16 protein-coding genes are annotated in these 12763 nt (G+C 51.8%); 7 read left to right on the top strand and 9 right to left on the bottom strand.

Going from position 1 to position 12763, the window contains the following annotated elements:
* From EJL02_RS14365 to EJL02_RS13820, 6 genes are all read left to right on the top strand, one after another.
* Nucleotides 1-208, top strand: a 208-nt coding sequence (locus EJL02_RS14365) for a hypothetical protein (RefSeq protein ID WP_206426983.1), incomplete at its 5' end; no start/stop codon positions are given.
* A gap of 1097 nt (nucleotides 209-1305) precedes the next feature.
* On the top strand, nucleotides 1306-3279 hold the full coding sequence (locus tag EJL02_RS13840; protein ID WP_125116942.1) for a BglG family transcription antiterminator: 1974 nt from the start codon (nucleotides 1306-1308) through the stop codon (nucleotides 3277-3279).
* Nucleotides 3280-3282: 3 nt separating this feature from the next.
* Complete coding sequence (locus tag EJL02_RS13835; RefSeq protein ID WP_125116941.1) at nucleotides 3283-3603, top strand: PTS sugar transporter subunit IIB; 321 nt, start codon at nucleotides 3283-3285, stop codon at nucleotides 3601-3603.
* A gap of 2 nt (nucleotides 3604-3605) precedes the next feature.
* Nucleotides 3606-4841: a PTS sugar transporter subunit IIC gene (locus EJL02_RS13830; RefSeq protein WP_125116940.1), complete on the top strand. Its 1236-nt coding sequence runs from the start codon at nucleotides 3606-3608 to the stop codon at nucleotides 4839-4841.
* A 30-nt stretch (nucleotides 4842-4871) separates the two neighbouring features.
* Nucleotides 4872-5210 carry a PTS lactose/cellobiose transporter subunit IIA gene (locus EJL02_RS13825; RefSeq protein WP_125116939.1) on the top strand — a complete coding sequence of 113 codons (339 nt, stop codon included), beginning with the start codon at nucleotides 4872-4874 and terminating at the stop codon, nucleotides 5208-5210.
* 18 nt (nucleotides 5211-5228) lie between these two features.
* Nucleotides 5229-6674 (top strand): glycoside hydrolase family 1 protein, encoded by a 1446-nt coding sequence (locus EJL02_RS13820; RefSeq protein ID WP_125116938.1) that lies wholly within the window; start codon nucleotides 5229-5231, stop codon nucleotides 6672-6674.
* Nucleotides 6675-6789: 115 nt separating this feature from the next.
* On the opposite strand, the gene EJL02_RS13815 is transcribed toward EJL02_RS13820, so the two are convergent.
* The 8 genes from EJL02_RS13815 to EJL02_RS13780 form a co-directional block, all read right to left on the bottom strand.
* Nucleotides 6790-7209, bottom strand: a complete 420-nt coding sequence (locus EJL02_RS13815) for a DUF3788 domain-containing protein (protein WP_125116937.1) — start codon at nucleotides 7207-7209, stop codon at nucleotides 6790-6792.
* A 154-nt stretch (nucleotides 7210-7363) separates the two neighbouring features.
* On the bottom strand, nucleotides 7364-8221 hold the full coding sequence (locus tag EJL02_RS13810) for an AraC family transcriptional regulator (RefSeq protein ID WP_125116936.1): 858 nt from the start codon (nucleotides 8219-8221) through the stop codon (nucleotides 7364-7366).
* Nucleotides 8222-8286: 65 nt separating this feature from the next.
* Nucleotides 8287-8751 carry a GNAT family N-acetyltransferase gene (locus tag EJL02_RS13805; RefSeq protein WP_125116935.1) on the bottom strand — a complete coding sequence of 155 codons (465 nt, stop codon included), beginning with the start codon at nucleotides 8749-8751 and terminating at the stop codon, nucleotides 8287-8289.
* Nucleotides 8717-9142 carry an SRPBCC family protein gene (locus EJL02_RS13800; protein WP_125116934.1) on the bottom strand — a complete coding sequence of 142 codons (426 nt, stop codon included), beginning with the start codon at nucleotides 9140-9142 and terminating at the stop codon, nucleotides 8717-8719. The genes EJL02_RS13805 and EJL02_RS13800 overlap by 35 nt, the downstream gene beginning before the upstream one ends.
* 14 nt (nucleotides 9143-9156) lie before the next feature.
* Nucleotides 9157-9585, bottom strand: a complete 429-nt coding sequence (locus EJL02_RS13795; protein ID WP_125116933.1) for a nuclear transport factor 2 family protein — start codon at nucleotides 9583-9585, stop codon at nucleotides 9157-9159.
* Nucleotides 9586-9605: 20 nt separating this feature from the next.
* Nucleotides 9606-10244: a GyrI-like domain-containing protein gene (locus EJL02_RS13790; RefSeq protein ID WP_125116932.1), complete on the bottom strand. Its 639-nt coding sequence runs from the start codon at nucleotides 10242-10244 to the stop codon at nucleotides 9606-9608.
* Nucleotides 10234-10878 (bottom strand): MmcQ/YjbR family DNA-binding protein, encoded by a 645-nt coding sequence (locus EJL02_RS14630; protein WP_125116931.1) that lies wholly within the window; start codon nucleotides 10876-10878, stop codon nucleotides 10234-10236. The genes EJL02_RS13790 and EJL02_RS14630 overlap by 11 nt, the downstream gene beginning before the upstream one ends.
* Before the next feature lie 3 nt (nucleotides 10879-10881).
* The gene (locus EJL02_RS13780) at nucleotides 10882-11796 is read right to left on the bottom strand and encodes a helix-turn-helix transcriptional regulator (protein WP_125116930.1); all 915 of its coding nucleotides are present in this window, start codon (nucleotides 11794-11796) and stop codon (nucleotides 10882-10884) included.
* Between the two features lie 143 nt (nucleotides 11797-11939).
* Between EJL02_RS13780 and EJL02_RS13775 the strand changes: the two genes are divergently transcribed.
* Nucleotides 11940-12383 carry a GNAT family N-acetyltransferase gene (locus tag EJL02_RS13775; RefSeq protein WP_125116929.1) on the top strand — a complete coding sequence of 148 codons (444 nt, stop codon included), beginning with the start codon at nucleotides 11940-11942 and terminating at the stop codon, nucleotides 12381-12383.
* An 82-nt stretch (nucleotides 12384-12465) separates the two neighbouring features.
* Here EJL02_RS13775 and EJL02_RS14305 read toward each other — a convergent pair whose 3' ends face one another.
* On the bottom strand, nucleotides 12466-12633 hold the full coding sequence (locus EJL02_RS14305; RefSeq protein WP_164510447.1) for a hypothetical protein: 168 nt from the start codon (nucleotides 12631-12633) through the stop codon (nucleotides 12466-12468).
* Nucleotides 12634-12763 lie beyond the last annotated feature (130 nt).

Genomic DNA, 12763 nt, shown 5'->3' with positions numbered 1-12763 from the left:
GCGAATGGGCAGCGCCGGTGAGAGGGCGCTCGTGGCCGCCTTTTGCGAATGGGCAAGTGCGGCGTTGTTTCGGCTTCCTGACCTGCATCGTGCTGGCGTGCGCGATACCCGCCTGTGGCGCGGAAGCGGTTCCCGATCATTCCTGTTTTTCTGCTTTCTCATGCAAATTTCCCTTTCTGAACGCAAAAACGGACATAATACTGCATAAAAACAGTTTTACGTCCGTCGTTCGTGATAGTCTGTATTGTAGGCTATTCGGTGTTCTGAAATTCTTACGGTCCGGAGGGCAGACTGCTCCCCGGGCGGGCTACACTAACTCAAAAATACTCTGACCTGATGCAAGCATCGTATGACAATAAACTGGGCGTTTGTGCACTTGCGGTGTTCGCAAGGGAGGAAGCAGGCTTCTCTGGACAGGCTTCCTATCTCAGTTATTGCATAAAATAGCTTTATTTCCATTGTTCAAATGCTGCATACTTTCCAATTTCTATGAATTCTTGGCATTTTGACAACTCAAGGGCATACTATCCCCTGGGCGGTTTACTCTGACAAAATTACTCTGACATGGTTCAAGTATATTGTAGTGCGCTCCAAAAGTATTGTAAAGATGAAAAGTTTTCGCCTTGCTTTCTCGTGTTTACGACTATCCGGCACATGGCTGGCTTAAAAATGCCTGCCTGTAAGCTGATCATACTCGCTTTACACACAAGTAGTTTCCGATCGTTCCTATTTTGCTGATTTCTCACACAAATGATCTTTCCCTTGGTATAAAAAAGGACATAGCACTGCACAGCAGTTCTATGTCCTTGGGGCTCCTGATTTTATGTGAATTTCGTGCGTGTACCGTGGTATTACACCAATTCCTGACTGCCAATTCATCAAAAACGGCTCAGAAGACAGACTGCCCCCTGGGCGGTGATACGATGACAACAAAAAATACGAAAACCTGAGTTCATTTTTATTATAGCGCGGCTGATGCTGCTTGTATAGTTGACATTTTGTCGGGTGTGCATTTTTCTATTGTCAAACGCCATGCAGGACGCATTGCAAATGTTGATTTTGGTGCTGCGAGTGGCATGCTGGAACGGGGCGAAAATCTGTAAGATTATATGATCCAGCCGTGGCTGGTTCAGTTCGGAAGAGATGGTAAGCATCTCTAAGTGGAGTTGCGTTTTAGCAGTGTGATAATCCGGATTGCTCCGTATTTGGATTTTGAGCGTTTTGCTGCCTTAATAGTTTCGCGTAACATTTACCGAATTCAATCAGAAAAAGATGTAGTGGAAGTCGTTTCTGGTTGATGGTATAGTGAATACAACAGATAAAGATTACGTAATGCAATACTCTGTAGGAAGCGGGGAGGAGACAATGCTGGATAATAGACTGCGCACAATATTGGATTGCCTTTCCGAAAACGAATTTGTGTCTATGGATACCATTTGCAAAAGGACACAACGCAGTGAAAAAACCATTCGTAAACAATTGACCGAGTTGGGAGGAATATTAGGGAAAAACGGCGCAGAAATAGTTCGAAAATATGGCAAGGGCTATCAAATTGTAGTGCAGGATGCGCAGGTATACAGTCAGTTCCGAGCCGAAGAAAAGCCGCTGGGCTATTACGATACATCGGAGGAAAGAACGCGCTACATCCTGTCGGTTCTGCTGCTGCAAAATGAATTTATAAAGATCGAGGATTTGTGTGAAAAACTGTTTGCTTCACGCAAGACCATTTCGAATGACCTGAGACATATCGACGACTATCTTAAAGGCTATGATTTGATGCTTGACCGTAAACCATATCACGGCTTGTTGATTTGCGGGTCGGAGCTGCGGTTCCGTCAGTGTATGGCCGAATACATTCTAAGTCTGCGGCAGCAGGGCGATCACATCCGTACACAGTACTTTGCAGGTGAGGAGATAATCGGCCGATGCGTTATCGAGAAACTTAACCAATACGGGTACATGCTATATGAATCTGAGGTACGCAACATCATCTTGCAGATTCAGATCGCACTGTACCGGTTACAGCATAATCACCGCATTGCACTGTCCGAACTGGACTACGATTCTGGCTTGAAGGAAGCTGACATCGACACGGCCAGCATCTGCGCGAAATATTTGCAAGAAAGCAACGCTGACTATGTTTTCGATATTCCGGAGATCAAATACCTTGCAGTGCTGATCTCGGGAAAGAAGCGCGGATCGGCTAGCTACCCAGACAATATTGTCATCGACATGGAAATCAATCAGCTGGTTAACGATATGCTGGCCAGCGTGCTCAAAACCTTTAGTGTCGATCTGTATGAGGACTTTGAATTGCAGACGCTATTGCGCAAGCACATGTTTGCACTTCGCATCCGGCTGCAATATCACATGCAGTTCAAAAATCCGATGCTCAAGGAGATTAAAGAAACGTATAGTTTTCCTTATGCTATGGCGGCACAGGCGTGTACCGTATTGGCAGAATATTTCCACACCATCGTCAGCGAAGATGAGATTGGTTATGTAGCGATGTGCATCGCGTTGGCCTTTGAACGCAAAAAGCGTACAACCAGCCGACGGAATATTGTACTTGTATGTGAGTCCGGTACGGGCAGTGCCAAGCTGTTCCAATACCGGTTTGAGGAAGCGTTCAGCGATTACCTCAACCGTGTTGAAGTGTGCGACGTGCATTCGCTGCTGGAAAAAGACTTGAAAGAGGTCGACTACATCTTTTCGACCGTGCCGATCGAATTCAATGTGCCGGTGCCGATCTATCAGGTGCAGTATTTCTTCGACAGCCACAGCGTAGGGCGGGTCAAAAAACTGCTCAAAAATATGCCAGCGCAGAGCGTTTTACGGTATTTCCGGGAGGAGTTGTTTTTCACCGACATTGCGGGCACGACCAAGGAGGACGTGCTGCATCAGATTTGCACGCGCATTGCCAAAAATGCGGATGTGCCCGATTGCTTTGAGGAATACGTCATGCATCGGGAACAGATCATGCAGACTGACTTCGGCAACTGCGTCGCAATTCCGCATCCTTACGCGCCGATCACACAGCAGACTTTTGTTTCGGTTGCCGTGCTAGATAAGCCTATCCACTGGTTTACACACGATGTGCAGGTGGTTTTCCTGCTCTCTATCTCGGTGAACAAGGAAAACTTAGAGGATTTTTACAACGTTTCCCCGATGTTCATGCTGGACGAGGAATTTGTTCAGACCCTGATCCGGGAGAAAAGCTATGAGGTATTGATCAGCGTGATCAAAAAGATTGAAAGCGATAATGAATGGAGGATATAAATCATGAGTGAGATCAAAGCGTTATTGTGCTGCGGCGCAGGTTTTTCCAGCGGTTTTCTGGCGCAGAAAACCAGAAAGGCTGCCAAGAAGAGAAAGGTAGACGTTTCGGTCGAAGCCAAGAGCGAGAGTGTGGTCACCGAATCGCTTGGCCAGTTCGATGTGCTGCTGATTGGCCCCCACTATGAAAGCGCGCTCAACCGCCTGACTGAACAGTGCGCACCGTTCGGTGCCAAGGTCGCCCTGATTCCGGCCGATATTTATGCTGCACTTGACGGGGATAAGCTGCTCGATGTCATTCTCGGCCTTGTGGGACAGGAGAGTTGAGCATGAACAAATTTATGACATGGCTGGCGCAGTCCTTTGCGCCAAAGTGCAAAAAGGTGTTTGAAAATCCGTGGATCGACGCGGTAGCCAGCACGATGAAAAAAGTGCTGCCGTTCATCCTGACCGGCTCGGTCATCTCGTTCTACAATGTATTCCGCTCCTATCTGGCGTTTCTGCCCGACCTCGGTGTCATTTTTAGCTACACTTTCGGCTTCCTTGCCATTTACATCACCTTCCTTGTGACGCACGAAGCGATGCTCAAGCTCAAGCATGAGCAGTATCAGGTGTATGCGTCGCTGACAGCAATCGGCCTGTATTTCATCCTGTGCCAGTCGATGACAACGGAGGAAGGCATGTTTCAGGTCATCGGTGAGCGCATTGGTGCGTCGGGCATCATGATGGGTTTGGTCACCGGCCTACTGACCTCGGTTGTGTTCCATTTCTATGCTAAACTGAAGGTACTGTCGGGCAATGACTCGCTGCCGGACTTTGTCATCGAGTGGATCAACAACATCATCCCGATCGGCCTGACGCTTGGTGTCGGCATGGTGCTGGCAACCAACCTGCAGCTCGATATTTATCAGTACATTCTGGCGATCTTCATGCCGCTGCAGAATATTGCCCAGACACTGCCCGGTCTTATCTTAATTTGCCTGATCCAAGCAATGCTGTATTCGATGGGTATTTCCGCGTGGATTTTTAACGCGGTTACCACGCCGATCTTCATGATGGCGATTTCCGAAAACATCACAGCGGTCGCAAGCGGCATGGCCGCTATGAACATCACGACCAGCGAGACCGTGTTCACAGCAGCGCTGATTACGATGGGCGGTGTTGGTGCGACGCTTCCGCTCAATGTGCTGATGCTGCGCTCCAAATCGTCCAAGATGAAAACCATCGGCCGCATCTGTATTGCGCCCTCGCTGTTCAATATCAACGAGCCGCTGATGTTCGGCGCGCCGGTCGTATTTAACCCGCTGCTCATGCTGCCGGTGTGGATCAACAACATTGTCGGTCCAGTGGTCGTGTGGTTCTCGATGCGTGCGGGCCTGCTCAACATCCCGTCCAAAATGATTCAGGTCGGCCAGATCCCGGCACCGTTCTCGAGCGTCATGATCACAGAGGATCTGCGCGCTGTGGTCGTATACATCGTACTGTTTGTACTCTATCTGCTTGTCTGGTATCCATTCTATAAGGTATATGAGAAGCAGTGCGTCACCGAAGAAGCGGCCGGATAACAAGCATGTGTACTTATGATGGAGGCTAACATGGAAAACAAGAACGAAAAAATGGAACAGATCGCCATGGAGATCATCCTTGCGGCGGGCGATGCCCGCACTGCCGCCAATAAGGCGCTCGATGCTGCCGAAGGCTTTGACTTCGACGCTGCGGACAGCTTTTTGAAGCAGGCGCGTGAAAACATTGTTAAGGCACACCATGCGCAGACCGAAACCATGCAGGCGGAAATCGCCTCGGAAGAGAAATTCCCGATGAGCATCCTGTTCAACCATGCACAGGACACGCTGATGACCGTCATGAGTGAGATCAATCTGGCCGAGCGTTTGATCCGTATGTACCGCATCATGCGCGACCGACTGCCCGCATAACAGGAGGATACTATGGAAATGCTTGAAAGAAAATTCCCCGAGGGTTTCCTGTGGGGGGCGTCGACCAGCGCATACCAGTGCGAGGGTGCGGCGCTTGAGGACGGCAAGATGCTGTCCCAGCAGGATGTGGAAAGCAGCCAGTACGCTAAGCGTACCGGCTTTGCAGACGCGTCGGTCACGAGCGATCATTATCACCGCTACAAGGAGGATATCCGGCTGTTCAAGGAGCTGGGCATGAAGTCGTATCGCTTTTCGATTGCGTGGTCGCGCATCATTCCGGATGGTGACGGTGAGATCAACGAGAAGGGTGTTGCGTATTACCGTGCGTTGATCGATGAGTGCATCGCCAATGGCATTGAGCCGATTGTCACGCTTTATCATTACGACCTGCCGATGGCGCTGGTCGAAAAATACGATGGCTGGATCAGCCGCCAGTCGGTCAAGGATTTTGAGCGGTACGCCCGCTTCGTCATCGAGACCTTTAAGTATAAGGTCAAATACTGGCTGACTATCAACGAGCAGAGTATCATCGTGCAGTTTTGGGATCGAAAGAACATTGTGCGCGACGAGCTAAAGGGCAATGACCAGCTGCGCTTCCAGATGAATCATCATATGAACCTCGCGCACGCGATCGCCTGCAAGCTGGTGCATGAACTGGTACCCGGCGGTAAGGTCGGCGCGGCCCTTGGTTACTCGCCGATCTACGCAGCCAGTTGCAAACCACAGGACGCAATTGCCGCCATGAACGCGCACGACCTGAAAAACTCGTTCTATCTGGATATCTATTTCAAGGGACACTACAACAAAGCGGCTTTTCGTTATTTGGAGAAAAATGGGCTTGCACCGGTCATCGAGAACGGCGATATGGACATCATCCGTGCGGGCGAGAGTGATTTTTTGGCGCTCAACTACTATAACAGTGAAGCGGCCAAGGCTTGCCCGGACGATGTTGCGCGCAGCTGGGCGGGCTACAACCTGACCGGCAAAAAGGGTGATATGTCAGGTTATGAGACGCATCCGGGCTTTTATCAGATCTGCAAGAACCCCGAACTGGACACGACTGACTGGGATTGGGCCATCGATCCGGACGGCATGGAGTATATCCTGCGTGACCTGTACACCCGCTATAACAAGCCGCTGATGATCACGGAAAACGGCCTTGGTGCGTATGATACGCTGACCGAGGACGGTCGAGTGCACGACGATGCGCGCATCGACTACATTAAAAAGCATCTGCGTGCGATGTACCGCGCGATCGACGCAGGCGTTGAGGTGATCAGCTACAATCCATGGTCAGCGATTGACCTGCTGTCGACCAGCAACGGCTATAAAAAGCGATACGGTCTGATCTATGTTGACCGCACAGATGATGACGTTAAGGAACTCAAACGCTATCCCAAGGATTCTTACTATTGGTATCAGAAGGTGATTGCAACCAACGGTGCGTCGATTTGGGAGGACTAAGCAAAGCGTTTACACACAGAATCTGTATGAAATAAGAAAAGCATAAATCCTGTGCATATTAAAAAAGTCGCGCTCACAATTTGGCATGAAGTGTCATTATGTGAGCGCGGCTTTTTCAGTTTGATTTTTTGTTTGGTTTTCTTTTGATGGCCAACAGCCTGATGAAATCCTCAAACAGCGAGGTGTCCACTGGGTTAAACATTAGCCATTTTCCGTCGTGATAAGTTGGCGTTTCATCATAAATTCTTTGAACTTCCTCTGTGTAATGTTCTTTGGCGTTTTCGAATTTTAAACGCTCATCCTTTCCTAAGATGACCATAAATCCAATGCAGTTTTCTCTCGCGTATAGTGCGCATAAGGTTTTGCCGCCGCGACGGTATTTATATTCATAGATCCATGCTTTCCCGCCGCTGCCCCATAGACGTTCCATATCATATTTTGCGTCAATCAAGGCGCATAACTGGATCCAGATCTCATATAAGGACTTTCCTACTAAAGTGGTCATCTGCTCCGCGCTCGGTATCAAATCAAGCATGACAGCCGTCTCCTCTATCAATCAGAAATTATTTTGTCATTCTATTGTATGAACATGCGTTTGTTTATCAAATTGCTCTTACGGCGAAACGGCTGTCAATCAAGCCGTTTGTGTTCTCCTATTCTGTAGGAACATTTTTCGAAGGGGATGCACCTTATTTCTTTTCCACCGGAATCCAGACCTCACAGTAGTAGTCCTGATTCTGGATGCCGTCCTCAAACTTGCTGGCGTCACTGTACATCTCCACATTGATGCCTGCGGCGATCTTGTAGTCGGGGTTTGTAGGCAGCCACTGGGAGAAAATCTGCTGGTTCAGACCCTGAAGGGACTGAGGCATCCGACCGGTACAGGGGAACACTGCCCAAGTATGGGCCGGGATGGTGCGGGTGGTGAAGCCGTCGGGGATTTCCTTAGCGGGATCGTAGTTGTCGGCAATGAGATATTCAAACTCGTTGCCGGCCATGCTCTCGTCCAGATTGATGCCGTACATGCCGCACACTACCTCGCCACCGCCCGCAGCAAAATGCTGGGCCCAAAACCGGGGCACTTCGACTGAGCCATCCTCATACTTAAAGGTCTTTGCCCGGCAAAGCACGGTGAACGCCTCTTTTTTCATGATCTTGCAATCCATATTTTGACCACCTTCCAATGTCACTTTGATTCGAAGCGGAGCAAAGGAACGAACCGCGCCCCCGCTTTTTCGCAGTGCGGCGGGTGTAAGGCCATGGAATCGGGTAAAAGCCTTGGTAAAACTGTCCGGCGAGTCGTAGCCGAACTCCAGCGCAATGTCGATGATTTTCCGATCCGTCGTGAGGACCTCCAGCCCGGCGGCGGAGAGCCGGCGCTGGCGGATGTAGTCGCCCACCGTTATGCCGCACAGCATGGCAAAGCCCTTCTGGAAGTAAAAGGGGGACAAAGCCGTCTGCTGTGCAATCTCCCGGATGGTCAATTCCTCCCGGAGATGTTCTTCAATATACCGGATCGCCTGATGAATGCTTGTTACCCAATCCATTTGTCACACCGTCCTTCTAGATCCAACATACCGGAAATCAGCGACCCCTGCCCGATTTTCCGTGCTCAATTTTGTCCGGTGGACTGTCGTTTCAAAATAAACTTTTGGGCGGGATGGCCAAATTTCTCGGTCAGCCGTCCCTCTGAAAAGCCTAAATGCTTGTAGAAAGCGCGCGCGGCCCGCCCATCCGGGTCGTCCTCTCGACAGGTGGTTACGGTGATGCCTTGGTCTGCATCCATCTGTGTCAGTATGAAGGACACCAGCCGCTGCGCAATGTGTTGTCTCCGGCAGGTCGGATCGACCACCAGAAAGCACAGCTCGCCTGTTTCCATGGAAAACAGTAAGATGCCGACGATACGATCTGCATCAATCGCGCAGATAGCCGAGGACTGCGCAATAAAGTGCAGCACGGTTGCCCGATGTTCGTTGATGGATTCGGCGGTCTCCAAGCCGGGAAAAGCATCCCGTACCTGCTCTACCAGCGTCATCCAAGCGTCAATGTCCTGTGCTTGTGCCAGCCTGATTTCCATGGTCAAGTTCCTTTCGCAAATCGTCCAGATATCGTTTTTGCTGCCGCTTCAGATAGCCGGGCACAAAGGGACGCATCCACCAGTGCTTGGCGTTCACGGTTTCGGTGCAGGTCAGCCGGGCGCCGTCCGCTGTCTCCTCGAAGATACCCTCCCAAGAGCCGGACATGTTGCCGTTCTCCATGGTGAAGGCCCAGCGGTGGGGCGGTTCGCAGATTGAGACTGTAAAGTTTGTGGCGTAGCCGCTTTTGGTGTGTTCGACGAAGTGGGTTTCGTCCACGGCTTCCACCCGTGCAAGGTCGCTGCGCCATGCGGTGTAAGTGAGGTCGGTCACCGTTTGCCATACCTGCTCGACAAGGCAGGGGAAGTGGACTGTCACCTTGGAAGTTGGCATAACTCGTCTCCCTTTCAGAACCACATTGCAGGCTCGTCACGAAACGCAGGATCATTCCCGTTGGCATAGGGGTCATAGTGGGCTTCGTTGCAGCCAAATTCTTGTAAGAAGCAGATCTGTCCCATCTCGTTCCAGCGGATGAGGGAGAGACCGTCAAAGCTCTGCACAGTGCCGTCCGTCATCGCGCAGCGGAACGACCATTCCACGACCGTTTGCTCCCCTTTGTGGAAATACTGCCGGATGTCCCAGCGTTCGACGGTGCCGCGGGTGTTCCACTCGTCAAACCACAGCTTGATCTTATCGCGGCCGTGATACGCCGGTCCCCAGCTCTCGATGTAGACGGCGTCGGGCGTAAAGAGTTCTGCGATGCCAGTGTCCTGTCCATCCAGCCACATGGAAAACCACTGCTGGATTTTGTTTTCTCGCTGTATTCGTATGTCCATGGTAACCTCCGCTCATCGATTCATTTATCTGCTTTTTTTACCGGGTGCCGGACGACGGTTTTCAGCCGCTCTGGCTTGCACCGCCGCACATCGCTCAAATAAATTTCGTGATGGAAGCGGTTTTCTTCGAAGTCCGCCGCGTAGCCTTGCGCCTTGGCGTATTGCTCCATAGCGGCCACGGTGGCGGGCTCGTCGTCATAGAGGCCGATGTGCATGCACTGAACGCACAGCCCTTCCTCCCATGAGAAAAACTCTACTGTGGAGAAATCCTGCTGTTTTTTCTCTGTTGCCTTCCGGACGGCCCACTCAAAGGACTCTTTTGTCACAAACTCCGGCAGACGGATGAGCGAAATCCACTGGAAATCCTTTTTGTGCGCGTAGTCTATGCCTTGGATGCCATCTTGCCACCATAGTCCTTCCAGCGGCGGCACGACATAGTCAAAGTACCCTTCCAGCTTGTGTTTGCCCATCTTGCTCATCTTGATGGTGAACGCCACGGCATAGAGCATGCCGATGGCCTGCTTGTATGCGCTGCCCTCCTCGTTGGGGTCGCCTTGTCCCCGCACCGCTAGAAAGTTCATGGCGGGTACGGTGACAATACCCGGCGTTTTGGATGGCAAATAGAATTCTTTGTACTCTTTCTTGTAATCAAAGGGCATCTTTCAGCACCTCCTTCCAGTTTTCCAGCCGCGCGGCGATAGACGCGCGGAACTCCTCTTCGCTCAGCGTCGGATCGCGCACCTGCTCCCATAGTGCGCAGGGTGCGTCGGCGCAGCCGCCGCAGCCGGTGCGGTGTTTGCGGTTCACTGCGCAACCGAAAATCGGACAGGGCTTGCCCGGTGGTGCGTGGAACACCCGACCGCTGCACTCATTGCAGCCGGGGCAGTCGCCTTGGTATAGTTGACAAGTGTTACATTCTAGCCCGCAAGCGGTCAGGCCGAGCGCCTGCCGCCGCGCTTTTTTGCTCAGGCCCGCGAGCGTCAGACTGTAGGACTTGTCCAGCATGCCGCGCAGCAGGTCGTCCGGCACCGCGCCGTCCGGTTTCACCGATACCCAGCACCGTTTATCGGAATAATAGCCCGGCAGGATGTCCGCATATTGGCCGCGCAGAAATGCGCTCTCGCTTTCCTCCAGCTTGAGGTTGATGTAGCAGACCTCGTGCACCTTGTCTAGACACAGCGCCGCGAACATTTTGCTGCCGATATGGTATCGGATCCAGTTCCAGACCGGCTGATAGTCCTTGGTTACGCCGCGCTTTTGCAGCAGATAGTCGTCCAGCCATTCGTAGCGCATCGGTCATGCCTCCTCTCGTCCGTACTGTGACAGCGTGCGGCGCAGCGTGTCTTGCAGCAGTTCCCGCAACTCTTGAGGTTCGAGCAGTTCGGCCTTGTCCCCGTAGGTCAGTACCCAGCCCAGGACACTTTCCGTGTCCGGAAAGTCGCCGGTGAACCGCAGCCGGCCGTCCGGTTCTACGGTTAGGCGATCTGCGCCGTATTCCTCCATCAGCTGCCAACGGCAGGACGGGTCAAACAGCACGGTGACCCGGTATTTCTCCGGGAATACTCGCGCGGGTTCGAGATCGGGTAGGGGAGCGGGGCGAGGCGAAAAAGCGTCGCTCATCACAAGCCCGGTCATGCGGTTCAGCTTAAATAGCCGGAAATCCTGCCGCAGCCTGCACCAGCCCCACACATACCACGCCGACCAGTGAAACACCAGATAGTAGGGCTCGGCCGTCCGTTCGGACTCTCCTTTGGGAGAGAAATAGGTAAAGCGGATGGTGCGGTGCTGCTCGATCGCCTGCTGGATGCACTCGATCTTGGGCGGCAGGCTGGTCTTGTACCATGAGGACAGGTCGATCAGCAGGTGTGACCCGCCGGGTATTAGTTCGCTTGTTCCGGCGGATAGCTTTTCCATCAGCTGTGCATAGCGGCGGGTGCCGCTGACGCTGTCCAGACTGCGTAAACCTGCGAGGATTGCCTGCATCTCGGGCGCGGTCAGTACGGTGCGGTCCATGCGGTAACCCTCCAGAATGGAGATGCCGCCGCCCGCGCCCTGCGTGGTGGCGATCGGGATGCCCGCCCGGCACAGGGATTCGATGTCCCGCTGGATTGTCCGGCGGGATACCTCGAAGTGTGCCGCGAGCTCCGGGGCGGTAACCTTGTCCCGCTGAAGCAGCAGCGACAAAATGCCGATCAGCCGATCCATTTTCATTGCATCACCGCCTTCGCTGCGTTTGTCTGTATTATATCATAGGAATGCGACAGCTGTGTGTCATGTTTGCCGGAGAATTGCAGCGCCGTACTTTGTGTGATATTATGAAATCTATCATAGCAAGGGAATGGAGTACAGAAAAAATGCAGATCAGGGAAATTATCAACGATAAAAAACAGTATCTTGACCTATTGCTGTTGGCAGATGAGCAGGAGGATATGATTGACCGTTATCTGGAGCGTGGAACGATGTATGTTCTGGAGGAGGACGGCGTCAAGGCGGAGTGTGTCGTGACGGATGAAGGCAGCAGCGTGCTGGAGCTGAAAAACATTGCTGTGGAACCGGCGTTTCAGGGGAAGGGATATGGGAAAGCTCTGCTGGACTTCCTTGTGCAAACCTATGCGGGACGCTATGCGATACTGCAGGTAGGCACTGGGGACAGCCCTTCCACCATTCTGTTTTATGAGGCCTGTGGTTTTTGTCGGCACCATCGGGTCAAAAACTTCTTCACGGATTACTACGATCATCCGATCTATGACAATGGGGTAAGGCTGGTGGATATGGTATATCTGCGAAGAGAAATGTAAAAAAACAGACATTCCTCCGCAGTGGGCTGCGGAGGATGAATACCCAAACCTTTTGTACAGTCTTACCTCTTCAGCAAGCTGTTTATTGGTTTTCCTCCTTTGCGCGATCGGGCAACGGAACAACTCGCAGCTCCGTTTCTGGCTCGCTGACATACAATTCCTCACATGCGCGCTGCGCTTCGATCAGTGTGTTGATCGCCTGCTCGGTCGCGCGGAACAGAGTGAGATACATTTCCTTGTAATTCGGCATATTATCACCTCAAACTTATATTAACCTGAAATAGGTTAAAAGTAAATAACCTGTTTTAGGTTATGGCATACTCACCTTGAGGTGAACACCATGAACAGATTGCGAGACTTGCGGGAGGATGCCGACCTGA

The organism is Agathobaculum sp. Marseille-P7918 (genome assembly GCF_900625105.1).
In the GTDB taxonomy this organism is placed as follows: Bacteria; Bacillota; Clostridia; order Oscillospirales; family Butyricicoccaceae; genus Agathobaculum.
Note: the sequence above shows the minus strand (reverse complement) of the source record. Positions and strands in the feature narration are given on the sequence as shown.

Bases quoted from the DNA above. Each gene is read 5' to 3' on its own strand.
- EJL02_RS13810 (WP_125116936.1), bottom strand. From the start codon at position 8,221: ATGGATTGGGTAACAAGCATTCATCAGGCGATCCGGTATATTGAAGAA.
- EJL02_RS13825 (WP_125116939.1), top strand. From the start codon at position 4,872: ATGGAAAACAAGAACGAAAAAATGGAACAGATCGCCATGGAGATCATC.
- EJL02_RS13835 (WP_125116941.1), top strand. From the start codon at position 3,283: ATGAGTGAGATCAAAGCGTTATTGTGCTGCGGCGCAGGTTTTTCCAGC.
- EJL02_RS13815 (WP_125116937.1), bottom strand. From the start codon at position 7,209: ATGCTTGATTTGATACCGAGCGCGGAGCAGATGACCACTTTAGTAGGA.
- EJL02_RS14305 (WP_164510447.1), bottom strand. From the start codon at position 12,633: ATGCCGAATTACAAGGAAATGTATCTCACTCTGTTCCGCGCGACCGAG.
- EJL02_RS13805 (WP_125116935.1), bottom strand. From the start codon at position 8,751: ATGGAAATCAGGCTGGCACAAGCACAGGACATTGACGCTTGGATGACG.
- EJL02_RS14630 (WP_125116931.1), bottom strand. From the start codon at position 10,878: ATGCGCTACGAATGGCTGGACGACTATCTGCTGCAAAAGCGCGGCGTA.
- EJL02_RS13800 (WP_125116934.1), bottom strand. From the start codon at position 9,142: ATGCCAACTTCCAAGGTGACAGTCCACTTCCCCTGCCTTGTCGAGCAG.
- EJL02_RS13795 (WP_125116933.1), bottom strand. From the start codon at position 9,585: ATGGACATACGAATACAGCGAGAAAACAAAATCCAGCAGTGGTTTTCC.
- EJL02_RS13780 (WP_125116930.1), bottom strand. From the start codon at position 11,796: ATGAAAATGGATCGGCTGATCGGCATTTTGTCGCTGCTGCTTCAGCGG.
- EJL02_RS13820 (WP_125116938.1), top strand. From the start codon at position 5,229: ATGCTTGAAAGAAAATTCCCCGAGGGTTTCCTGTGGGGGGCGTCGACC.
- EJL02_RS13830 (WP_125116940.1), top strand. From the start codon at position 3,606: ATGAACAAATTTATGACATGGCTGGCGCAGTCCTTTGCGCCAAAGTGC.
- EJL02_RS13790 (WP_125116932.1), bottom strand. From the start codon at position 10,244: ATGCCCTTTGATTACAAGAAAGAGTACAAAGAATTCTATTTGCCATCC.
- EJL02_RS13775 (WP_125116929.1), top strand. From the start codon at position 11,940: ATGCAGATCAGGGAAATTATCAACGATAAAAAACAGTATCTTGACCTA.